Raw genomic sequence first — 21674 nt, forward strand, 5'->3', positions numbered from 1 at the left:
AATAAAAATTATATATAGGATAGGTGAATAAAGTGATTGATTTATTACAGTTACAAAAAAGAGTTTATCAGAATAAAATTGCGAAAGGATTTAATGTTACTGATATTTTTCAAGAATTTTGTTTTATATATGGCGAATTATCAGAAGCTTGCGAAGCTTATCTGAAAAAGAAAGACGATTTGGGTGAAGAATTGGCTGATGTTGCACTCTACTTAATAGGACTTTCGGAACTTCTAGGAATTAACTTGGAAGAAGAGATAGTGTGTAAGATGGAAAAAAATGAAAAAAGAATATACCAAAATAAAGATGGTGTACTTACAAAAGTAAAAGAATAAAACTATTCCTCACTCGGCAAACGGTATGACACCTCATGTAAAGATAGGGACACATCTAATTGAAGCAGGTGACTACATCATTCCAACCAAAGAAGTTTTACGCTTAATGGACAAAATGATGAGAGTAGTTTATTGAACACAACTCACTGGAGTTGTGTTTGTTTTTTTGTCGGTGGACAAAAACATCGTCCCCTAAGAGTCCGCGCCCTGCGCGGGTTTTCTATTTTACGGGACCAAGTTCTTGTCCTTTTCTCAGGACAAGAACTTGGTCCCATTGCCGAAAATGGACAAGAACATAGTACTATTACCGATTTGATGATTATCTAAGTAAAATGTTTATGGAGCATCAAGGTTAATCTCACAACGGTCATTACCGGGATATGACTGGAAACTTTGGGTACGAAACGGTGATACAGTTGCACAAAAATGGCCAACTCCCGCAAGCTTTGTTCTGTCTGAATGATATCTGTGCCATTGGGGGTATTGAAGGCCTACAAGGATCTGGTCCTGTCTGTACATTAAAACCTTGCAGTACTCGGTGTTGATGTCATGCCGACTGTATCGGAGCTCCTAAGTCTGCCAACGATCCGGCATCCGATCTTTGCAATACGGGAGTGTTCACATCGAAGAAACCTCCAACCGGTAAATACTTCTTCGTGGTATCCGCTTCAGATGGAACGACAGTTAAGACCAAAAACGTGACTCTAATACGCGATTTTGTGAGTAATGATCGTAAAGTAGCAAACAACTTGAGCAAGTCCAAATCAAAACCCAACCTCGATTATAGTCGGGGTTGGGTTTTTTTGATTGCGATGAACAGAAGAGAAAGGGTGAATATAAATGTATTGACCATATTAGGGTTCATGGGTATAATTTACAATGATAATAGTAATCATTACTATTTAATATCGTTTTGTTCCTGTTAGAGAATCAATGAATCTACGTTTTTAAGGATGTGAGATATGCGCCGGGAAATCTCTTTTGTTAAAGCAAGCCCTACACAGAATATGACCATCCTAGTCAGAAGCAGCCATGAGGAAGACGAATACGCACCGATTGCCCTGAAAATGATGTCATACGACAACGTATATGCCGAACAAGTCGGATTCATTAAGAAAACTATGCATCCTGATGCAGATGCAGCTCTCCGCATGGCCGGCGGTGAGTTTTGCGGAAATGCCTGCATGGCCTTGGCCGTACTGATAGCCCATCAGCAGACAAACTCCAGTGACTGCAGGTCGGTTAAATTGGAGGCTTCAGGAACAGATCAATTGATTCAATGTATGGTGACGAATACTGATGAGGGTTATTGCTGCAAGGTCATGATGCCTGCGCCCCGGAGCATTGAAGCCAAGATATTCAAGTATGACGGCAATCAATTTATGGTCGGTCTAATTCAGTACTCCGATTTCCTTCATGTGGTATTAGAAGTGGAGCGGTTTACTAAGCCGGTCAAGAAAATGGCACAAAGCTTAGCGAAGTTGCTTGAAATCACGTCGACCAATCAACTGATCGGCATTCTGCTGTACAAGCCAAGCTCCGGCGAGCTCTTACCGCTTATTTATATTCCTATGCTGGACAGTATGGTCTGGGAAAGAGGGTGCGGATCAGGAACAGCTTCCATTGGTGCATATATGGCCTGGAAGAACATTGCTCCCTTTGAAGGGGCTATACTGCAGCCCGGTGGACTCATCAAGGTATCTGCACATCTGGACAAAAGTGAACTCACCGGCTTAAGCATTTCAGGCAATGTCAGCATCGTAGCAGAAGGAACAGCATATATCGATCTTTAATCACTGGAGGAGAGAGGAGAAGGTTGGAGATGCTTTTATCTACACTCTATGAATTTGCAGCCAAGTTCCGTAAGATGGCAGATGAGTTTGATGGTACCTCCGGGCGAAGTGTGGAACTTACGGGTATTATAGACGATTACACCGGGTTTATTATGAATCCTCGCAATCAGGAAATTTGGGAAAAGTTAGAACCACAAAGCTCCAAGGAAGTGATGCGGCTTACAGCAGAATTAAGAGAGGTTTCGGCGAGATGCGTGTCCATTATGGAAAAGTACCGCGCTCTACATGTCTTGAACGGGAGTGAGGAACGAACCGAATATTTTGCTAATATTGAATCCGGTATTGAGCGTGAATTCGGAAGCTTTCAGATCGATTCAGAGTCCAGGGTAGTCATGGTAGGAAGTGGCGCGTTTCCAATGACGCCGATGCTGATAAGCAGACGTACGAATGCAGAAGTCCTTGGAATTGATATAGACGAAGAAGCGGTAATCCTGAGTAATAAAGTGCTAAGCAAGTTAGGAGATTATTTGCCGGTACGTCTTGTAACAGGGTTGGTTATTCAGTATGAAACGGAATTGAAGCAGGCAACACATATCATATTCAGTTCAACCGTGGCGGAAAAGTATAATCTGCTGGACCAGTTGTATGCGTTAACCGGCCAGCAGGTCGTTGTAGCAATGAGATACGGGAACCGGTTAAAATCCCTCTTCAATTACCCTATGAAAACTGTTAATGAGACGAAATGGATACTTGCAGAGCAAATTCTGTGTCCTGATCAGGTTTTTGATGTAGCGCTGTATTGCAAGTCTCAGCCGGGATCTTAACAAAGGAGGCTGTATATGGACGACTTCAAGCGTGTATTATTACTCGGAACCGGGCCAGTCACCATTCAGCTGGCTGTTCTGTTCAAGAATCATTTCCAGTCCCAGGTTGGAATTGCCGGAAGAATCTCACACAGATCAGAACAGGTTATGGCCGCACTTCGTGAGAGCGGGAACCGGTTATTCACTGCAGTACAGAACGAATCACACCGCCTAATGAAAGGTGAATGCTGTGCGGACCAGGTATTTCAAGGCTATGAGTCGATAACGGGGGCTTGGGATACTGTAATTTTATCCGTAACAACCGATGCATATCTGCATGTATTGCGCAGTCTGAACAAAAATCTGTTACTGCAGGTTAAATGCCTCATTCTAATTTCTCCTACTTTGGGCTCTAACAGCTTAGTCCACAATTACATAAAAGAGATGGGGTCTGAGGCAGAAGTTATCAGTTGCTCCACTTATCTGGGGGATACTCGCTGGATTCACGGTGTACCGTCGAACGGTGCCATTACTACCGGAGTTAAAAGAAAGGTGTTCATCGGCTCTACTCGGGGCACTTCATACAATCTTGATTCGCTGAACCAGCTTTACAATGTATTGGGGATTACGCTTAGTGTCATGAGGTCTCCGCTGGAGGCGGAGAGCAGGAATATCTCCTTATTTGTTCATCCGCCGCTTGTCATGAATCACTTCTCGCTCAGTGCAGTCTTCGCTCAGAGTCCCGGCAGGAAGTATGTATACAAATTATTTCCGGAGGGGCCGATTACCCCCCGGTTAATTCATGAAATGCTGGAGTGCTGGAAGGAATTATCGGGGCTGTTCGAAGCGCTTAACCTGCCAAGCTTAAATCTCCTGAAGTTCATGACAGACGATAGTTATCCGGTCCGGGCGGAAAGCTTACCACAGCATGATATTGACAACTTCTTGTCAATGGAACCTATCCATCAGGAATACCTTTTATATATCCGTTACGCTTCCCTGCTGATCGATCCGTTCTCTGAGCCGGACCAGGAGGGAAAATACTATGATTTCTCCGCAGTTCCGATCCATCCTGTATTTATAAACAGGGAGGGAGAATGGGACATTCCACGGATGCCCAAGGAAGATTATTACCGTATCAAAATCATTCAGGGGATCGCCGGTCAGTTGAAGCTGAGTTGTCCAACGATTGACAAGTTCATTGAGCGTTACGAGCAACAATTAGTGATTACCGCTCATGCACTCCAAGGACAGGCTGTATCCAAGGCATTTCATGTCCAATCATTTTCTGAAGATATCAGAATAGTAAATATGGGGGGGTTCAAATGAAAAAAAGATATACTATTATCTTGGCAGCACTGGCATCAATGGCTGTATTAGCCGGATGCGGGAAAGCAGAGAACGGACAGACGAATGCATCCAAGCCAAACCAAGAACTGGTTTACGCCACTGTAAAGGATATCAATGATATGAATCCGCATTTGTATCCCGGCTCTATGCCTGCGCAAGGGAAGGTGTACGAATCGCTGGTTGAGAATACACCTGAAGGAATTAAGCCCTTGCTTGCAGAGTCATGGGATATCTCGGCGGACGGGACTATCTATACGTTCCATCTGAGAGAGGGCGTTACCTTCCATGACGGAGAGCCGTTTAATGCGGAAGCTGTTAAACAGAATATTGACGCAGTCCAGCATAATGCCGTCAAGCATACCTGGATCAAATTGTCGACCAAAATCGTGAATACCAAGGTCATCGACGAATTCACCTTTGAACTGACCTTGTCTGAGCCTTATTATCCGGCATTGCTTGAGCTTTCCATGACGAGACCTTATGTCTTCCTTTCCCCGAAGGACTTTATGAATGGGGAAACCAAGGATGGGGTTAGCGGTTATAACGGCACAGGCCCTTACCGGCTAACAGAGCATAAAACGGACCAGTATGCGGTGTTCGAGGCCAATGAACATTATTGGAACGGCGCACCGGAACTCCAAAAAATCACGGCAAAGGTGCTTCCGACAGGGGAAACGACATTCCTGGCCCTGCAAAAAGGAGAAGTTAACTTTGTCTTTACCGATGACCGGGGGACTGACAGTATTGATGCGGAGGCCATGGACCGGCTGGCTGAATCCGGAGACTACCAGGTAGTGAGAAGTGAGCCGATGAACACGAAAATGATCGTGGCCAACAGCGGCAAGGCAGACAGTCCCGCACATGACAAAGCCGTCCGCGAAGCCATCTGGCATGCCATTGACCGGGAAACGATCGCCCGGCAAATCTTCAACGGCAAGGAGACTCCCGCCGGCACCTTATTTTCTTCCAATGTGAACTATGCTGATCTCGGACTACAACCGCGGGCCTATGATTTGCAGGCAGCAGAGGGTCTGCTGGAAGAAGCCGGTTGGACGCATTCAAGCGGAGATATCCGCATGAAAGATGGCAAAGCCTTAACCATGAAACTATATTATGATGCGGCTTCCTTATCCCAGAAGACACAAGCGGAACTGATTCAGAATACCGTTCAAGGTATAGGTATGCTGCTGGAGCTGATTGGTGAGGATTCTTCCTCTATTGCGAACCGTAGATCAACGGGGGATTATGATTTGTTGTTTAACCAGACATGGGGACTTGCCTATGACCCGCAAAGTACAGTCTCTGCATTTACTTCGGAAACAGCTTATTATCATGCCACAAAAGGTATTGCCCAGGCGGAGCAGCTTATCAGCCAAATTGAAGAGGTCATGGTGACCACCGATGAGGAGAAACGAAAATCTCTGTATACGGATATTTTAACAAAGGTCCATGAAGAGGCAGTGTTCATTCCGCTTACAAATGGTAATCTTACCGTGGTTGCTCCGAGCAGTCTGCAGGGAATTACCTTCAAGCAGACTCAATTCGAGCTGCCCTTCGAGAGCATGCACTTTAAATAAACCGGAAATGGAAGGGGAGGTCTGTATGAGCGGATTTATCCTCAAAAGGACACTGCTGGCAGTTCCGCTGCTTATCATCATTTCGTTTCTGACCTTTGCTCTGAATCATCTGTCGCCGCTGGAACCGGCTGAGGTTGTTCTGCGGTCACAGGGAGTACCTCAAATTACCGAAGCGTTAATCGCAGAGACCAAAACAGCACTGGGCATGGACCGGCCGTTTCTGATCCGTTATTTCGATTGGCTGGGCTCCTGCTTCCGGCTGGATTTCGGCGAATCCTATATAACAGGTACTCCGGTGTGGTCCCTGCTCGGGCCAGCCTTTCTTAATACTCTGAAATTGACGATGGTATCAATCGTTGCGATTTTTGCGCTGTCCGTCGGACTCGGAATCCTCTGTGCTTTGAAAGAAGGCAGGCTGCTGGACCGTTCAGTACGCGGTGTTTCGTTCTTCCTGACCTCCATGCCGTCCGCATGGCTTGCAGCAATGATGATCTGGTATTTCTCTGTCAAGCTGGACTGGCTGCCGACCAGCGGCATGGATTCCTTAGCGGGGTACATCCTGCCGGTGATCATTCTGACCGTCAGTTATGCCGGAATCTACTTCCGTATAGTCCGAAGCTCCATGTTGAGCCAGTTATATGAGGATTACACGCTATATGCCAGGGCTTGCGGGCTGCCTGAACGGAAAATTACGATGCGTATGTTAAAGAACTCCATGCAGGTCGCCGTATCAGTGTTCTGCATGGCCGTTCCGATTATTCTGGGAAGCACAGTAGTCGTGGAAAGTATCTTCGCCTGGCCGGGACTGGGAACATTGACCGTGAATTCAATCCTGGGCCGGGATTTCCCGGTCATTCAGGCTTATGTTCTGGTTCTGGCTGCCTCCTTCGTGATGTTTAACACCTTGTCAGATCTCATTAATGCAGCATTGAATCCCCGATTGAGGAAGGAGTTCTAGATGACTGTATTTCATAAAATGTGGAGCGACAAGTTGGCTGCCTTATCTCTGACGGTCACCGCACTGGTCGCAATCATTGGAATTTGTGCGCCCTGGTTCGCACCCTATAGCCCGGAACAAGTTCGTATGGAGCTGCGTTATGCTTCACCGTCCTGGCAGTACCTGCTGGGCAACGATCATCTGGGACGCTGTGTATTGTCCAGATTAATTTACGGAATCCGTCCCAGTGTCCTCTGGGTGTTTGTGGCGCTGGCGGTATCTGCAATCTTTGGAGGCCTTCTCGGATTCCTGGCGGGCTATTTCAGGGGCAAGACGGATAACATCATCATGAGAATCTGCGATATCATGCTCTCCTTTCCCGGTTATGTGATGTCGCTGGCTGTAGTCGGTATATTGGGACCGGGAATCCAGAACATTCTGATTGCCTTCGTCATTATGAAATGGGCCTGGTTTGCACGCGTCATCCGCACCTCGGTCATGCAGTATGCCGATGCTGATTATGTAAGATTCGCTAAGGCGCTTGGAATGGGCAACTTTGCCATCATCATGAAGCAAGTTCTGCCGGTAGCGCTTCCGGATATTGCGGTGATCTCCAGTAGCGCATTTGGCACCATGATCCTTCAAATCTCCGGCTTGTCCTTTCTCGGATTAGGCATTCAGGCTCCTCATGCAGAGTGGGGAATGATGCTGAATGAGGCCAGAGGAGTAATGTTTTCACGGCCAGAGCTTATGCTGGCCCCTGGACTGGCTATCGTTATCGTAGTTTCGGCGGTTAATTTCTGCTCCGATGCGCTGCAAGCGGCACTCGATCCTAAATTACAAAGGAAAATCCGCAAATTCCCGCGTAGTTTGGCAATGTTCTCCGCCAAAACAAAAGGGGAAGAGGTGGCATAGATTCAATGGTTACGCTGGATGTTTCGAATTTACGGATATGGGACAACCTGAGCGGCAAAATAATCGTTTCGGATAGCTCATTCCAGGTTAGACAAGAGAGCTGCCTCGCTATTGTGGGGGAGAGCGGCAGCGGAAAGTCTGTCACCTGCCGGGCAATCATGAGGTTGAACAAATCCAATATTCATCAATCAGGGAGTATGCGGCTGAACGGGGTTAATCTCGCTGAACTTTCCGAAGCGGAAATGCGAAAGCAAAGAGGCAGGCAGCTGTGTCTGATTATGCAGAACGGCATGCGAGCCTTTGATCCTTCAAGTGTAGTCGGAAGTCATTTCAGAGAGACACTGCAACAGCACTATGGCTGGAACCCGAGTGATATAACGTCCAGGATGGCCAAGGCAATGGAGAGCGTCATGCTTAAAGATCCGGTTGCCCTCATGAACAAATACCCGCACCAGCTTTCCGGGGGGATGCTGCAGCGGATGATGATTGCGCTTGCTATTGTTCTTGAGCCCACGCTGATTATCGCCGATGAGCCTACGTCCGCCCTGGACACCCTTTCACAATTTGAAGTGATGGAACAGCTGATTTCCTTGCGGGCAAACACAGGGTGCTCCATGATCTTTGTTTCACATGATTTAGACATGGTGAAGCAGATCGCTGACGACATTGTGGTCATGAAGGACGGCGAGATTCTGGAGAGTGGAAGTGCAGCTGATATATTTTCAAATACCCGACATGAATATACCAGGCACCTAATAGAAGCAAAGCAAGTGCTGAACCGGCATTTTAGCAGCAGGATGGGGGGCTTAGACCTTGTTGACCGTTGATCAGGTGGAGAAATCCTATGCAGGCAGGGGGTTGTTCTCCCGCAAAAGCAAGAAGGTATTACACAATATCAGCTTTACATTAGAAGCAGGCGAGGTATTAGGGATTATTGGCGAAAGCGGGAGCGGTAAGTCTACCCTGGGGCGCTTGCTGCTTGGCATTGAGAAGCCTGACCGCGGGACCATACAATTCGAAGGAATAAACATAGGTGAGCGGGCAGGCAGAAGGGGGAAGATCAGCGCGGTATTCCAGGATTATACTTCATCGATTCACCCCTATTATACTGTTGAGAAAGCCTTGGCTGAACCCCTTCAACTGTTGGGACAGAAAGGCAGGGAAGTCGAAGAGAGGATTGACCTCCTGCTGCGTCAGGTGGGACTGGACCCTTCTTACCGTAAGAAATATCCCCATGAACTGTCAGGAGGTGAAGCACAGCGGGTGTGTATTGCCAGAGCAGTTTCGACGGAGCCAAAATGCATTCTGCTGGATGAAGCAGTCAGCTCACTTGATGCTTCGGTTCAATTTCAAGTGCTGGAGCTGCTTAAGAAGCTGAAGGAATCGTACGGGATGAGCTATATCTTCATCACTCACGATATCCAGGCAGCAGTCTATCTGTGTGACCGCCTGATGTTTGTCCGCTATGGACAAATCGAGGAGATCGTATCTGCCCACCAATTAAACGATGTCCGGTCTGAGTATTCCAAAGACATGCTTCGGATGGCTTTACGCTTAGCCGGCCCAGGTGAAGACCGCAGCGTTGACCTGGAGAACCGGAAGGAGAGAATACTGTGAAGGGAGCCCTGTCCTGGCCCTTTCTGCGCCTGTATGTATTGACCCTCTTATATTTCAGTGCAAACTCTATTCTTAATGTAATCATCCCTCTTAAGGGAGAGTCCCTGGGCGCCAGTAACTCAACCATTGGCCTAGTTATGGGAGCCTATTTGTTTACGACCATGTTTCTGCGGCCCTGGGCCGGCCAGTTGATTCATCAGCTGGGTCCGGTTAAAGTACTGCGTGTTATTTTGGTAATGAACGCAGTCGCTTTGTCTCTTTATACATTTACCGGATTAGGCGGATATTTTGTCGCCCGAATGCTGCAAGGGGCATGTACGGCTTTCTTCTCTATGTCGCTGCAGCTGGGCATAATTGATGCCTTATCAGAGAAAGACCGCTCGCAAGGCATTTCCATGTATTCGCTTTGTGCATCGATGCCCGGTGTAATAGGTCCTTTACTGGCTATTAATATCTGGGAAACCGGGGAAATGAGTGTTTTTACAATAACACTTGTCGGAATGGCTGTCCTTACTGGAGCTGTAGGCTTCAGTGCCACGATGAAGACGGAGTCGGATAACCGGCCGGCTGCTCAGAGAACCGGCATGCGGGGTTCGTTTACCCAACTGTTCACGAATCCACATTTATTTCGCTGCAGTATACTAATGCTGGTATCATCCATTGTGTTTGGCGCAGTCACAACCTTTATACCTTTGTACGCAGCTCAGATTAATCATGGCAGTGCAGCCGTATATTTGATGCTGCAGGCGGCGATGATTGTCGCGGCACGGTTTTTTTTGCGGAAAAAGATTCCTTCAGACGGACGATGGCATCCTGTGTTTGTAACTTGGATTATTCTCGCACTCACGGTGGCGTCCTTATGCACGGGGTTTTCTATTGTCGGCGGATTTGCAGTCTTTTATAGCGGCGCTTTATTAATGGGATTAGCCCAGGCCATGCTTTATCCGACCTTAACAACTTATTTGACGTTCGTGCTCCCGGAGAATAACAGGAATGTGCTGATCGGTTTATTTATTGCAATGGCTGATCTCGGCGTATCGCTTAGCGGAGTGATTATGGGACCGGTTGCCGATTTATTATCATATACCTGTGTGTACCTTATTTGTTCATTATTGGGAGGCTCGTTATTATTCTTTATATATAACCAGCAAGGCGAAAAATTCAGAAGCTCCGGTTAACGGAGTGATCGCTGTGACTGCTGGGCATAGGTAGCACCTAAAAAGCAGCATTCTCATCAAGAGAATGGCTGCTTTTTTGTTAGGTATATTGCATTACTTCATCAGCTCAACCTTAGTCCCTCGACAAGCATGGGCCGATATCATGCAGGGAGCCGCATTCAAGGTATCACTGTGAAAATGTCTTCAAGCTTTGCTAAACGCCATGATCTACAGTCCATCATGCAAACAGTAAACGGTGGTTCAGTCCAGCCATTTCAAATATATCCGATGACCATGTTTTTATTGGAACTGTATTTGGAGTGGGGTATAAATTCTTGGTGAGTCATGATGTTTAATAGAGGCGGATTGAGCAGAAAGCTTCTTATTTCCCATGTCGGTGTTGCCCTTGCTGCTCTTCTGTCTATTGTCTTGCTTGTGAACTTGGTAATGAACATCTCGTTTAACCAATATCAGAAGAACCAGCAGCAGACAGAAATACAAGGTTTACTGGATGATTTAGAAGACGCTTATAATGTCTCTACCGGCCACTGGAATACAAACATTTGGATGACCATTTCGCACCAAGCGATGATTAGTGATTATATGGTTCGTGTTTATGACCAAAACCGTCGCTTGATTTGGGATACTAGTCAAATGGGCATGCAGATACAAGTGAATTCCCAGTCTGCACAAGACACCATTAAAAAAATAATCGTAAAAGGAAATCAGCAGGTAGGAACATTGGAATTTCTACCAGAGAAAGAAACGTCGCAAAGTCTGGATCAGCAGTTTCTGCGAATGTTTAACACCTTGTTATGGGCCGCAATGATACTCGTAATTGTCGGGACGTATCTGTTCAGCCGCTATATGGCCAAAAGCATTAGCCGACCTCTCTTAGAGATTAAAGATATTGCTTCGAAAATGAGGGAGGGGGATCTCAGCTCCGGGTTGAAGTGTTAAATCAGAATACTGAAATTGATGGCGTGGGGCGTACACTCAATCATTTGGCTGATGGATTGGAGAAGCAAGATCAACTAAGGAAATCACTGACCGCTGATGTGGCCCATGAGCTGCGAACACCCTTAACAACAATTCAAAGCCATTTGGAAGCCTTTCAGGATGGCATTTGGGAACCGACGCCGGATAAATTACAAGTGTGTCATGATCAAGTCCTGCGACTTGTCAGGCTCATCAGTGATTTGGAAAATCTGGCTGCTGTAGAGAATCCAATGGTTCAGCTTATGACGGAGGTCGTCTCACTTAACGAAATCGTTAGTGAGTCTTTAAATACGGTATGCAGCCAGTTTGGGCAGGAAAGACTTTCAGCTGACCTGATAAGTAAAAGTGACGTTTGGATCACTGGGGATCGTTCGCGGCTCCTTCAGGTATTTGTAAATCTGATAAGCAATGCCTTCAAATACACGAGTTCTGGAAGTGTTCATATTGAAGTGTTAAAAGAGAATGCAGAAGGCGTCATTATCGTTTCCGATACCGGAATGGGTATATCTAAAGATGAGCTTCCCTTTATCTTTGAACGTTTTTACCGCGGAGAGAAATCAAGGAACCGGAAAACTGGCGGAGCCGGAATAGGACTTGCAGTTGTTAAAGCCATAGTGGATGCTCATGCCGGCTCTATTCATGTTGAAAGTGAGATGGGAAAGGGAACTACCGTTCACGTTCGTCTTCCATTAATTCGATGAAAGGATGAGAGAAAATGATGATGGGTTATGGCTTCGGATTTGGAATATTTGGATTAATCATCAATTTTTTACTGATCGTAGGTGTAATCTATTTGGTGATAAGATGGGTTAGGGGAAATGGGAACTCACGATTTAATGACAATACACCAAGAAGAATCTTAGATGAACGCTTTGCAAGAGGTGAAATCACGGAAGAAGAATATTACCGGATGAAGAGCATTTTGCGGGATTAAAAATTAATGGAGATATGGTAAAATAACAATGAGCCCTTCACTCTTGTGAACGGCTCTTTTGTTATTTATAATTCTAGCTTGACTTATTATTATCATTTAAGATATTTTTTATACGGCCAAAACATGATCGGAATTAGCAATAAAGAAAGGATACTACCGGTATAAGAGAGAGTTGAATAGCTCGAATGTGCAACCACCATACCTGATAATGCTCCTCCGGAGGCACCCGCCAATGCTATTAGAACATCTACAGATCCTTGTACTTTGGCTCTATTCACAGGCGTAGTTGAATCTACGATTAAAGCAGTTCCACTAATTAAACCGAAATTCCATCCCAATCCCAAAAGTGAAAGAGCAACTATTAACATAACCATGGAGTTGGCAGGTGCAAGTGCAGCTACAACCCCCGAAGTAAGTAATGTTACACCTGAAGCAACAGCCATTATCTTGCGCCCAATTTTATCAACCAATATCCCAGTAATTAAAGACGGGAGATACATTGAACCGATATGAAATCCTATAACTAAACCTACATCTCCCAGCCCATGTCCATGATGCTTCATATGTACAGGTGTCATTGTCATAATGGCCACCATAACAATCTGCGTTAAAATCATGACCGAAGCCCCAAGAATTACACCTCTTCGCTCTAAAGACTGTTCCGATTGATGATCAGGATATTGTTTGGTATCAACTGAATGTACGGCGAGAGCATTCGCGATCAAAAGCGGATCAGGACGAAGAAATATGAGAAGTACAATACCAGCTAAAATATATGCCACTGCTGCTAAAATAAATGGCCCGCCTAGACTTGGAATCCCAATTGAAACCGCAAACTCTCCAGTTGTGTTAACAAGATTCGGTCCGGCTACTGCTCCAATGGTTGTAAATACCATAGCCATGCTTGCTGCCGTTGCTCTCTGTTTAGAGTTTGCTAAATCCGTACCGGCATAGCGTGCCTGTAAATTGGTTGCTGTTCCTGCACCGTAAACAAGAAGGGCGGGAAGGAGCAGCCATATGCTATTTAAAACGGCAGCTATAATAACGCCAATGGCTCCTATACCACCTGTAATAAATCCCAAACCCAATCCAAATCTTCTACCATGCTTCTGAGATATTCTACCGACCAACAAGGCTGCGGCTGCTGAACCAAGTGTAAATAATGCTGTCGGAACACCAGTGAAGTCATCTCTACCAAGCATATCCTGAGCCAGTATCGCTCCTACAGTTACTCCAGCTGCAAGTCCTGCACCTCCAAAAATCTGGGAAAAAATCACGGTAATCAATGTCCGTCGATACAGCTTCCTCTGTTTATCAGGTGATTCAATGTAACTTTTTATTATATCTTGTTGTTTAGTTGAAGATTTCGTGATCTGCATTAAAAACATCCTTCCACAGCATTGAGCTAATAGTATTGAACAACTTTAGAACGTCACCGTCTTATCAGCCCACTCAACAAGTTCTACGCAATCATTCATTGTGGAGATAGGACACTGAGTTAAATCTTCCAACTCTCTAGACTTCAAGCATGCCCCGCAAGCCAACAATTCTCCGCCTTGATCATTAAAAGTTGTCATTTGTTCAAATACATTATGTTGTGGATGGGTAATAGACTCACATTCTACGGCTTCTCCCATTAAGAAAAACCTAACTTTATGTTGTTTCTTTAGTGCCGCGTTAGCGAATCGAAACGCATTCCACGCTTTCTCGGACTCTTTTGTTTGGAGAATAATCCCTAACTTCATGGAGCTAACACTTCCTTACCTACATAGTCATTCCATTCATGAACGCTTTTATCCAAACGATACGCATCAAATCCCTGAGCTTTAAGCAATTCAATAGCTTTAATAGCCATTAAACAATAAGGTCCACGGCAATAAGCGACAATTTTAGTGTCTTGTGGCAAAGCGGATAACTGATCAGCCAGTTCTTCAATTGGGAGCGATATTGCTCCTGGAATATGAGCTGCTTCATATTCATCGTTTGGTCGTACATCCAGAAGAGTGACCTCTCCAGATTCTAAGCGACTTAGTAATTCATCCATTGACACTGCTTCAACTTCTAAAAATTGGCCCATAAATTGATCCTTTATGTGTTGTATTTCAATTAACTGTTTTTCTGATAGATCATAAAAAGAGTTCAAGAAATGCAAAACAGCTGGATCGGCTAATTCATAATAGACGAAATTTCCACGCTTTTTATAATCGACAAGCTTCGCGTAATAGAGCGATTGCAAATGCTGCGAAACATTTGCGATAGACATAGAAGTAATTTGTGATATTCTCTCAACTGATTTTGGACCTTGTGTAAGTACATCAAGAATCTCTATTCTTTTCGGACTAGATAGACATTTACCAATGCGAGAAAATTCCGTAAATAACACATTTTTAAATTCTCTCTCGTTCAAACTAACCCCTCCTGTCTATTCAACTAATTTATTGAATGCTTTAACTTTATGCTGTTTCTGTTTAAATGTCAATTTACTTTTAGACAAAAATCAACGATTAGTCCAATATCTTAAAATAGAAGTGTGCTGAAGTAAGTACACCTTTTAAATCCTAATAGTTGTATGCTTTAACTATTAAACCGAAAAATGGAATCCAAATTTTCCTGCATTCGTATTTAAGAAAACAGACCCTTTAATAAGAATTTGCAGCCCATAGTTTGCTACAAAAGAATAAAACAATTCCTCCTCAAGCTTCTTGGTGTGTGCCCAAATTTACAGCTAGGTATGCGGGAACGGATTTAGAACCACTAACACAGCAGGCAAAATATGGTGCTACACGATGTCAAGACAGAGAATTTAATATCTTTAAATTGTGAAAATAGTTACAAAGTCAGCGCTACCCGAGGAATAGGTGGGGGGCAAAGCCCAAGCGAAGGCGCGGGAGGGGAACGAAGTTCCCTCCATTATTCGCTTGGGGATAAGAGCAAAGCCTGACGGTTATACACCGCTGCGGGTGTAAAGTTCTGCAGAGATTGATGAGGCAAGTAGTGGTTGTGCAAATTTGATAGGAATATTGATGTCCAACTATGATAAAATAAGATTAATGCAGTGACTTTCAATAAACTTGAAATTTAGATCAGAACGTTATATGGTCAGTTATATAGTTGAACAAAAGGATGGGTTGAACACCTATGGATGATAAACAAATTGCTGAATTTTATAAAGAACAATTATTTTTGCAGTACGCCCGAATTGGAAAATGTTTATCCAGCGAACGAAGATTAGAAATTTTGAATATATTAGCAAACGGACCTAAGGCAGTCGAAAATTTGGCTCACATATCTGGAATGAATGTCGCTAATGTTTCGCGTCATCTTCAGATTTTGTTAGATGCCAATTTGGTACGCTTTTCAAAAAAAGGAACCTATGTTATCTATTCCTTAGCAAACCCATTGGTTGCTGAATTTATGGTATCTCTATGGAAGCTTTCTGAGAACCAGCTCTCTGATGTGATACGGATTAAACAAGACATTGAACAACACTTTAATACTGTTCACACCATCTCTAAGCAGGAAGTTTTAGAACGGATGAATAAAGGCAATTTTGTAGTATTGGATGTACGTCCGAGAGATGAATATGAGACGGAGCATATTGATGGAGCCCTTTCAGTACCTATGGAAGAACTCGATGCATATCTTGATACAGTACCGGATAATACCGAGATGGCGACCTACTGTCGCGGTCCTTATTGTGTGTTCACAACCCAAGCTGTTGAGAAAATACAAAAGAGGGGATTCAAAGCATATCGTATTGAAGAAAGTGTATTGGAATGGCGATCTAGCTAATATAAAAAATACTTCAAAAGAACATCAGGGATGGTGTTCTTTTTTGTTGATTTTAGTTTAATACAATAAGTTCACGAAAGTATATTCCAATTAAATATGGTGAATTATAACAAGGATAAATTCCTTTATTATATTATTCAATTATACAATAGATCAATATAATAAATTGATGTATGCTGATAAAGCACTACACATGTAAGGATAAGGGAGGAAAAAACATGCGAAAGATGAAAGCGATGCAAATACAAGCCAAGGGAGAAAAAATGAAATTGGTCGAGATACCGATACCTCAACCAGAGATGGGTCAGGTTCTCCTACGGGTTGAAGCGTGCGGTGTATGCAATGGAGACTCGAGAACGATTATGGGAGGTGCCCCAACCTATCCCAAGATTCCAGGGCATGAAGTAATCGGAATTGTAGAAGAGCTTGGAGATGGCTCGACAAAATGGAATATTGGAGATCGTGTGGGTATCGGATATAACGGTGGCCATAGTCACGTAACAGGTCTAACCATGAATGGTGGGTATGCAGAATACATGGTTGCATTTGAGGATTATTTAACAAGCATTCCAAAGGAAGTTACCTCTATTGAAGCAGCCCCTCTTATGTGTGCAGGTGAAACAACATTTAGCGCTATTAGAAACAGTAAAGCACGACTTGGGGACCTAGTAGCAGTCTCAGGTATTGGTGGCCTAGGACATCTTGCTATTCAGTATGCACATAAGGCTGGTTTTCGAACGGTTGCTATTTCTCGTGGCATTGATAAAGAGAAACTGGCTCGAAAACTTGGAGCGAATCATTATATTGACTTAGAAAAAGAAAATCCTGCTGAGGTTTTGAAAAGCCTGGGTGGTGCCAAAGTCATTTTGGCTACAGCGCCTAATCCCAAAGTTATATCTTCACTAATCAACGGACTGGGAACCGATGGAGAACTTATCATAGTCGCGGGTTCGAGTGATCCTTTGGAATTAACTTCAATGGATTTCGTGCGAGGGCAACGTACGGTTAGAGGTTCGTTTACTGGACAGGCAAAGGAAATTAATGACACTATTCGCTTTAGTGTTTTAACTGATGTGCGACCGATGATCGAAGTTTTTCCACTGGAACAAGCTAGTGAAGCTTATGAGAAAATGATGGCCGCTAAGACACGGTTCCGTGCGGTGTTAAATATATCCTAATAGATTATATGAATAGTATTAGTGATTTTCGCTGTTAATATAAAGGTCACGTAGAAGATTATTGACAGATATCATTTCATACACTACAATTCAATTGTATGATTGAATATTTGAATATTGATTATTTATTCATACATTAATTTACTATTAAACGGAGGTAGTAAGTATTATGCAAAAAGCATATCTGGAGATCACTTTAAAGGTTGAACCGGCAAACCGTGATGCGGCAACAAAAGTGTACACTACGTACAAAGAACCATTTTTAAAAGGAATTGATGGCGCTCTGACAAAAGAGCTGTTGGTTCGTGATGATGATGTACAGGTTTTACATTGCTTTAGCAGTGAAGCCGATGCAAAAGCTTATCTGCAAAGTGATCTTTTTAATAACGATGTTGTAGTTGGTCTAAAGAATTTGTTGGAAGCAGATCCTGAAGTCAGAATTTACGCAGCATACTAATTAGAACTCAAAGGCCTCGTCATCGGGGACGAGGTCTTTTGTAAACCAATGTAATTCAAGTGATTAATTGAATGGAGTAAACCACTTTATGTTGAGGAGGAATATTAATGGGTGCAACAGCTTTGACTAAATATACTTTCCAAGAATATATTACTTCTGGTGTTTCTCTAGTTGACTTTTGGGCATCTTGGTGCGGACCATGCCGAGTGCAACTCCCAATTGTTGAAGAACTAGCCACTGAAATGGTGGGGCAAGCGAACATTGCTACAGTCAATGTGGATGCTGAGCAAGAATTGGCTGCCCAATTCGGGGTGCAAAGTATTCCGACTTTACTTCTGTTTAAGGATGGTAAGTTAATTGATCAAATGGTCGGTGTGAAACAAAAAGAGTTGCTTAAGGATAAAATTCTGAATGCCGCAGGAAAATGAGGATTTTTTACACGAAATTAATTCTGTAGATGAGATTGAAGGCTTTCTGAAAAAACACCAATTTTGTCTACTCTATGTATCTAGACCAGAGTGTACTGTATGTCATGCAATCTTACCAAAACTGCTTATAATGCTTGAGAGCTATCCACAAATCTATGTAGGACACATAAACGCGAGTAGAGTAGAACAAGTAGCCGAAAGATTTCTTGTGTTCAGTGTTCCTACTATAATGATTTTTATTGACGGCAAAGAGTATCTCCGAACAGATCGCTTTGTTCGATTAGAACAGTTATCTGAGCAAGTTAATAGTATGTATAATTTTTTATTCAGTTAAACTCAGGAACTACTAATGTCATCTGCGATTGCTTGTTATAAATAATATTTCCTTTTAATATTTATCCTATTATAATCGTTGTGACCCTAATCTACCTACTGGTAGGTAGATTAATAAAATCAGAAGGAGATGCACATAATGAAATTTGAAAACAAAACTGTAATTGTAACTGGCGGAGGAACAGGGATTGGAAAGACAACAGCACAACGTTTTTTTGAAGAGGGAGCCAATGTCGTAATCAATGGCCGGCGCGAGGATGTTCTCAAGCAAACTGCGCTGGAAATTGATCCATCAGGCAAGAAGGTCATTGCTGTAGCCGGCGACATCAGCTTGCAGGAAACATCGAGAAAACTTGTACAAGCTGCTGTAGAAGCTTTCGGAGGAGTCGACATACTGGTGAACAACACTGGGAAATTTAATCCGACACCGTTTCTTGAACATACAGCAGAGGATTTGCAATCGTACCTGGATACCATTGTTAAAGGAACATTCTATCCTTCTCAAGCAGTTATTCCGGAAATGAAAAAAAGAGGTGGAGGAGCAATTGTTAATACTGGCTCCATGTGGGCAATACAAGCGGTAGAAGCCACTCCATCGGCTGCATATTCGGCAGCTATGGCAGGAAGACACGCATTGACAAGAAACTTAGCGGTGGAGTTAGCTGGAGACCAGATCCGAGTAAACGCAGTGGCACCTGCAGTCGTTGAAACACCGATCTATAATACGTTCATGACTGAGGAGCAAGTAGCAGAAGTATTGCCTAGCTTTAATGCCTTCCATCCCATCGGTCGAAATGGTACAACAATGGATGTAGCAGAGGCCATCTTGTTTCTAGCCAGTGATTCGGCTTCTTGGATCACCGGTATAGTAATGCCTTTGGATGGCGGTGTTACTGCTCGTCTTCGATAATAATCTTTGAATGGGCTGATCACGTTAGGTGGTCAGCCTTTTCTATAAAACTAAGAGGGGATGGAGGGAATCTTGACAGTATATTTACTGGATGGTAGATTTCAATTATGAATAATAAGAAAAATACTTTACAATATATTATGGATACAGGCCTTACCCTGGTTCAAGAACGGGGCTATAACGGGTTTAGTTACGCTGACATCGCTGAAGCCATAGGAATTCGTAAGGCGAGCATTCATTATCATTTTCCAACTAAAAAGGACCTTGTCCAAGCTGTACTGATTCGTTACCGTAGAGAGTTCATAGATAAACTTCAACGAATCCATGAAGATGATAATAGTTGGAAAAAAAAGCTAAAATCATTTTTTGATTTATACCGAGAGACACTAGAAAATAATACTAAACTTTGTTTGTGTTCAATGATGGCTGCTGAGTTGAATTCTTTTCCTGACGAAATACGTAACGAGTTAAATATATTTTTTGATGCCAATACGAGTTGGATCGAGAAGGTACTAAGTCACGGAAAATCAGATGGCGAATTCAATTTTTCAAATGAGCCTTTGGATCAAGCGAAAACACTTATTGCTTTCGTACAAGGTGCCCAACTAATGTCTAGAACTTCAGGTCAAATCGACTATTATGATTCACTTGTCTTAAGTTACATGCGGATTTTGTCTAATGAATAATGTTCTCTTGTTTTCTAATCGGGTAGGCGCTATCCACTAATTGAGAGGCCGTCTTTTCACACCACTGTACTAGGTTCGTATACGGCGGTTCAACCGCATAAGTGCAATTACGTAGACGCTCGCACTGCGCAGGAAAAAGTATAATAACCTGCCTTTGTGAGCTTATTGTTTGAAAGGAGCCCGATAGTACTGGGCTTCCGGTGAAGTACCAACCCCAGACGGGCGTTCCCCCTGTTAAGTCTGCTATCCGAGTATTCCCAGCAGACTCAAGATCTTACGATCTGCATATATTTGAGTTCATCAGGTTACAGACCGGTAGGCGAGCAAGATATTGCTTTTGTCGATCAAGGGAATGAGACGACGGTCGTTGAAACGTTCGACGCGGAGAGCTCCAATCCCGTCGAGTTGCAGCAAGCAGGCTGGCAAGCAATCATGGACAATTTCAAAGCCTATACCGAACAAAACTAATCATCGCGAAGAAGACGCCGGGGAAGATTTCCCGGCGTTTTTCTTTTTAACCCTATTACGCTCCGTTAGTCTTAACTTTGTGCCGCATCCATGTTCATGTAGTTAATAGCCCACAGATGACCGTCCAAGTCCACGAAGCCCCAATGATACATGAACCCATGATCTTCAGGTTCAGCGTGTAATTCCCCCCCCAAGAAGAGCGCGGTATTCACGATTTCATCGACCTTTTCCCGGCTCTCGAAGGCCAATGCGATCGTCATCTGCGCATATTTGCTTGTATCGACGGATTCCTTCTCCGTGAGCGTATTAAAGAATGTTTGATTGATCAGCATGACCTGCAGGTTGTCGCCGATCACGATGGCTACCGAATTCTCATTCTCAGGGAATTGCGGGTTGATCTCGAATCCGAGTCCGGTGAAGAACGCTTTCGATTGTTCTACGTTTTTTACAGGCAGGTTGAAGCTCGTGAATGCGGACGTTAATGCCATTTTCAATACACCTCTTCGTCAAATTAGTTTGTGTTCATTTATGCCTTCGTTTATATAGACGACAGCCGATCCGGGAATTCATCGGTCTCATGGATTCGGTCGTGGGGAGTTTGAGTTTAGGATATTAGCGCATTACATATAACTGGAGCTACACTCCAACGTTTTACTAGTTAGAGTGCAGCTCCATGAAAATGAGTGTTTTCAATTACTCTAAGATAGGAAGATCTGCGGTATTCATCGGAACTGGTTCAGTACATACTGGTTTTCCCGCCATAGCTGCATGGTCAAAACCGCCAGTCTTTTCAGGAGCATATGGCCAATCCAACCATTCACCTTGCTTGTCTGCAGGTATGATAGGTAAGGTGATGGAAGATGGATGTGCAGCATCGTGATAGATGGTTTGGTCAGCAATCACATAGTCCTTTAAAAAACCAACAGCTGTCTTGAACTGATAAAAAAAGTCCTAGACTACTGTTGGGTCAATTAGTACAAAGGCTATCTAAACCGGTTACTCCCA

The 21674-nt window shown here is 43.8% G+C and carries 26 protein-coding genes; 21 read left to right on the forward strand and 5 right to left on the reverse strand.

Going from position 1 to position 21674, the window contains the following annotated elements:
* Positions 1–23: 23 nt before the first annotated feature.
* From NST99_RS17800 to NST99_RS17860, 13 genes are all read left to right on the forward strand, one after another.
* Complete coding sequence (locus tag NST99_RS17800) at positions 24–335, forward strand: MazG-like family protein (protein WP_341093457.1); 312 nt, start codon at positions 24–26, stop codon at positions 333–335.
* Positions 336–1297: 962 nt separating this feature from the next.
* Positions 1298–2128, forward strand: a complete 831-nt coding sequence (locus NST99_RS17805) for a diaminopimelate epimerase (protein ID WP_341093459.1) — start codon at positions 1298–1300, stop codon at positions 2126–2128.
* A gap of 29 nt (positions 2129–2157) precedes the next feature.
* Positions 2158–2952 (forward strand): SAM-dependent methyltransferase, encoded by a 795-nt coding sequence (locus NST99_RS17810; protein ID WP_341093461.1) that lies wholly within the window; start codon positions 2158–2160, stop codon positions 2950–2952.
* 15 nt (positions 2953–2967) lie between these two features.
* Positions 2968–4260, forward strand: a complete 1293-nt coding sequence (locus NST99_RS17815) for an opine metallophore biosynthesis dehydrogenase (protein ID WP_341093462.1) — start codon at positions 2968–2970, stop codon at positions 4258–4260.
* Positions 4257–5858, forward strand: coding sequence for a staphylopine-dependent metal ABC transporter substrate-binding lipoprotein (gene cntA, locus NST99_RS17820; protein ID WP_341093463.1), 1602 nt, complete (start codon positions 4257–4259; stop codon positions 5856–5858). The genes NST99_RS17815 and cntA overlap by 4 nt, the downstream gene beginning before the upstream one ends.
* A 25-nt stretch (positions 5859–5883) precedes the next feature.
* A complete protein-coding gene (gene opp1B / locus NST99_RS17825; RefSeq protein WP_341093465.1) occupies positions 5884–6816 on the forward strand; it encodes a nickel/cobalt ABC transporter permease in 933 nt (310 codons plus the stop codon).
* Positions 6817–7710: a staphylopine uptake ABC transporter permease subunit CntC gene (cntC, locus tag NST99_RS17830; RefSeq protein WP_341093467.1), complete on the forward strand. Its 894-nt coding sequence runs from the start codon at positions 6817–6819 to the stop codon at positions 7708–7710. It begins immediately after the preceding gene.
* A 5-nt stretch (positions 7711–7715) separates the two neighbouring features.
* Positions 7716–8537 (forward strand): staphylopine uptake ABC transporter ATP-binding protein CntF, encoded by an 822-nt coding sequence (gene cntF / locus NST99_RS17835; protein ID WP_341093469.1) that lies wholly within the window; start codon positions 7716–7718, stop codon positions 8535–8537.
* Positions 8524–9327 (forward strand): ABC transporter ATP-binding protein, encoded by an 804-nt coding sequence (locus tag NST99_RS17840; protein WP_341093470.1) that lies wholly within the window; start codon positions 8524–8526, stop codon positions 9325–9327. The genes cntF and NST99_RS17840 overlap by 14 nt, the downstream gene beginning before the upstream one ends.
* Positions 9324–10505, forward strand: a complete 1182-nt coding sequence (gene cntE, locus NST99_RS17845; protein WP_341093472.1) for a staphylopine family metallophore export MFS transporter CntE — start codon at positions 9324–9326, stop codon at positions 10503–10505. Before NST99_RS17840 ends, cntE begins: the two co-directional genes overlap by 4 nt.
* Positions 10506–10829: 324 nt before the next feature.
* On the forward strand, positions 10830–11444 hold the full coding sequence (locus tag NST99_RS17850; protein ID WP_341093474.1) for a hypothetical protein: 615 nt from the start codon (positions 10830–10832) through the stop codon (positions 11442–11444).
* Entirely contained in the window at positions 11438–12184 is a 747-nt protein-coding gene (locus tag NST99_RS17855; RefSeq protein WP_341093476.1) for a sensor histidine kinase, read from the forward strand. Before NST99_RS17850 ends, NST99_RS17855 begins: the two co-directional genes overlap by 7 nt.
* Positions 12185–12198: 14 nt before the next feature.
* Positions 12199–12417, forward strand: coding sequence for an SHOCT domain-containing protein (locus NST99_RS17860; protein ID WP_341093477.1), 219 nt, complete (start codon positions 12199–12201; stop codon positions 12415–12417).
* Positions 12418–12509: 92 nt separating this feature from the next.
* On the opposite strand, the gene NST99_RS17865 is transcribed toward NST99_RS17860, so the two are convergent.
* From NST99_RS17865 to NST99_RS17875, 3 genes are read right to left on the reverse strand one after another with little or no spacing between them, the layout of a single operon-like run.
* Positions 12510–13796, reverse strand: a complete 1287-nt coding sequence (locus tag NST99_RS17865) for an MFS transporter (RefSeq protein WP_341093478.1) — start codon at positions 13794–13796, stop codon at positions 12510–12512.
* 45 nt (positions 13797–13841) lie between these two features.
* Positions 13842–14162 (reverse strand): DsrE/DsrF/TusD sulfur relay family protein, encoded by a 321-nt coding sequence (locus NST99_RS17870; protein WP_341093479.1) that lies wholly within the window; start codon positions 14160–14162, stop codon positions 13842–13844.
* Positions 14159–14824 (reverse strand): metalloregulator ArsR/SmtB family transcription factor, encoded by a 666-nt coding sequence (locus NST99_RS17875; protein WP_341093480.1) that lies wholly within the window; start codon positions 14822–14824, stop codon positions 14159–14161. The genes NST99_RS17870 and NST99_RS17875 overlap by 4 nt, the downstream gene beginning before the upstream one ends.
* A gap of 731 nt (positions 14825–15555) precedes the next feature.
* Here NST99_RS17875 and NST99_RS17880 point away from each other — a divergent pair.
* From NST99_RS17880 to NST99_RS17915, 8 genes are all read left to right on the forward strand, one after another.
* Positions 15556–16209 (forward strand): metalloregulator ArsR/SmtB family transcription factor, encoded by a 654-nt coding sequence (locus NST99_RS17880; protein ID WP_341093482.1) that lies wholly within the window; start codon positions 15556–15558, stop codon positions 16207–16209.
* A 218-nt stretch (positions 16210–16427) separates the two neighbouring features.
* A complete protein-coding gene (locus tag NST99_RS17885) occupies positions 16428–17387 on the forward strand; it encodes a zinc-binding dehydrogenase (RefSeq protein WP_341093483.1) in 960 nt (319 codons plus the stop codon).
* A gap of 169 nt (positions 17388–17556) precedes the next feature.
* A complete protein-coding gene (locus NST99_RS17890; protein WP_341093484.1) occupies positions 17557–17844 on the forward strand; it encodes a hypothetical protein in 288 nt (95 codons plus the stop codon).
* Positions 17845–17951: 107 nt separating this feature from the next.
* Complete coding sequence (gene trxA / locus NST99_RS17895; RefSeq protein WP_341093486.1) at positions 17952–18272, forward strand: thioredoxin; 321 nt, start codon at positions 17952–17954, stop codon at positions 18270–18272.
* Complete coding sequence (locus NST99_RS17900) at positions 18256–18606, forward strand: thioredoxin family protein (RefSeq protein ID WP_341093488.1); 351 nt, start codon at positions 18256–18258, stop codon at positions 18604–18606. The genes trxA and NST99_RS17900 overlap by 17 nt, the downstream gene beginning before the upstream one ends.
* A gap of 138 nt (positions 18607–18744) precedes the next feature.
* Positions 18745–19515, forward strand: a complete 771-nt coding sequence (locus tag NST99_RS17905; protein WP_341093490.1) for an SDR family NAD(P)-dependent oxidoreductase — start codon at positions 18745–18747, stop codon at positions 19513–19515.
* A 107-nt stretch (positions 19516–19622) separates the two neighbouring features.
* Positions 19623–20201, forward strand: coding sequence for a TetR/AcrR family transcriptional regulator (locus NST99_RS17910; protein ID WP_341093493.1), 579 nt, complete (start codon positions 19623–19625; stop codon positions 20199–20201).
* Positions 20202–20492: 291 nt separating this feature from the next.
* Positions 20493–20669, forward strand: a complete 177-nt coding sequence (locus NST99_RS17915) for a hypothetical protein (protein WP_341093495.1) — start codon at positions 20493–20495, stop codon at positions 20667–20669.
* 71 nt (positions 20670–20740) lie between these two features.
* On the opposite strand, the gene NST99_RS17920 is transcribed toward NST99_RS17915, so the two are convergent.
* Positions 20741–21157, reverse strand: a complete 417-nt coding sequence (locus NST99_RS17920; RefSeq protein ID WP_341093496.1) for a VOC family protein — start codon at positions 21155–21157, stop codon at positions 20741–20743.
* Between the two features lie 205 nt (positions 21158–21362).
* Positions 21363–21572 carry a hypothetical protein gene (locus NST99_RS17925; RefSeq protein WP_341093497.1) on the reverse strand — a complete coding sequence of 70 codons (210 nt, stop codon included), beginning with the start codon at positions 21570–21572 and terminating at the stop codon, positions 21363–21365.
* Positions 21573–21674: the final 102 nt, after the last annotated feature.

Origin of the sequence: Paenibacillus sp. FSL L8-0470, from assembly GCF_038008625.1 — a bacterium.
In the GTDB taxonomy this organism is placed as follows: Bacteria; Bacillota; Bacilli; order Paenibacillales; family Paenibacillaceae; genus Paenibacillus_AQ.

What these genes read in the sequence shown, in the direction of transcription:
- NST99_RS17920 (WP_341093496.1), bottom strand. Translation starts at nt 21,157, where the DNA reads ATGGCATTAACGTCCGCATTCACGAGCTTCAACCTGCCTGTAAAAAAC.
- opp1B (WP_341093465.1), top strand. Translation starts at nt 5,884, where the DNA reads ATGAGCGGATTTATCCTCAAAAGGACACTGCTGGCAGTTCCGCTGCTT.
- NST99_RS17810 (WP_341093461.1), top strand. Translation starts at nt 2,158, where the DNA reads ATGCTTTTATCTACACTCTATGAATTTGCAGCCAAGTTCCGTAAGATG.
- NST99_RS17850 (WP_341093474.1), top strand. Translation starts at nt 10,830, where the DNA reads ATGATGTTTAATAGAGGCGGATTGAGCAGAAAGCTTCTTATTTCCCAT.
- cntA (WP_341093463.1), top strand. Translation starts at nt 4,257, where the DNA reads ATGAAAAAAAGATATACTATTATCTTGGCAGCACTGGCATCAATGGCT.
- NST99_RS17880 (WP_341093482.1), top strand. Translation starts at nt 15,556, where the DNA reads ATGGATGATAAACAAATTGCTGAATTTTATAAAGAACAATTATTTTTG.
- NST99_RS17870 (WP_341093479.1), bottom strand. Translation starts at nt 14,162, where the DNA reads ATGAAGTTAGGGATTATTCTCCAAACAAAAGAGTCCGAGAAAGCGTGG.
- NST99_RS17900 (WP_341093488.1), top strand. Translation starts at nt 18,256, where the DNA reads ATGCCGCAGGAAAATGAGGATTTTTTACACGAAATTAATTCTGTAGAT.
- trxA (WP_341093486.1), top strand. Translation starts at nt 17,952, where the DNA reads ATGGGTGCAACAGCTTTGACTAAATATACTTTCCAAGAATATATTACT.
- cntF (WP_341093469.1), top strand. Translation starts at nt 7,716, where the DNA reads ATGGTTACGCTGGATGTTTCGAATTTACGGATATGGGACAACCTGAGC.
- NST99_RS17860 (WP_341093477.1), top strand. Translation starts at nt 12,199, where the DNA reads ATGATGATGGGTTATGGCTTCGGATTTGGAATATTTGGATTAATCATC.
- NST99_RS17805 (WP_341093459.1), top strand. Translation starts at nt 1,298, where the DNA reads ATGCGCCGGGAAATCTCTTTTGTTAAAGCAAGCCCTACACAGAATATG.
- NST99_RS17910 (WP_341093493.1), top strand. Translation starts at nt 19,623, where the DNA reads ATGAATAATAAGAAAAATACTTTACAATATATTATGGATACAGGCCTT.
- NST99_RS17905 (WP_341093490.1), top strand. Translation starts at nt 18,745, where the DNA reads ATGAAATTTGAAAACAAAACTGTAATTGTAACTGGCGGAGGAACAGGG.
- cntC (WP_341093467.1), top strand. Translation starts at nt 6,817, where the DNA reads ATGACTGTATTTCATAAAATGTGGAGCGACAAGTTGGCTGCCTTATCT.
- NST99_RS17890 (WP_341093484.1), top strand. Translation starts at nt 17,557, where the DNA reads ATGCAAAAAGCATATCTGGAGATCACTTTAAAGGTTGAACCGGCAAAC.
- NST99_RS17815 (WP_341093462.1), top strand. Translation starts at nt 2,968, where the DNA reads ATGGACGACTTCAAGCGTGTATTATTACTCGGAACCGGGCCAGTCACC.
- NST99_RS17885 (WP_341093483.1), top strand. Translation starts at nt 16,428, where the DNA reads ATGCGAAAGATGAAAGCGATGCAAATACAAGCCAAGGGAGAAAAAATG.
- NST99_RS17865 (WP_341093478.1), bottom strand. Translation starts at nt 13,796, where the DNA reads ATGCAGATCACGAAATCTTCAACTAAACAACAAGATATAATAAAAAGT.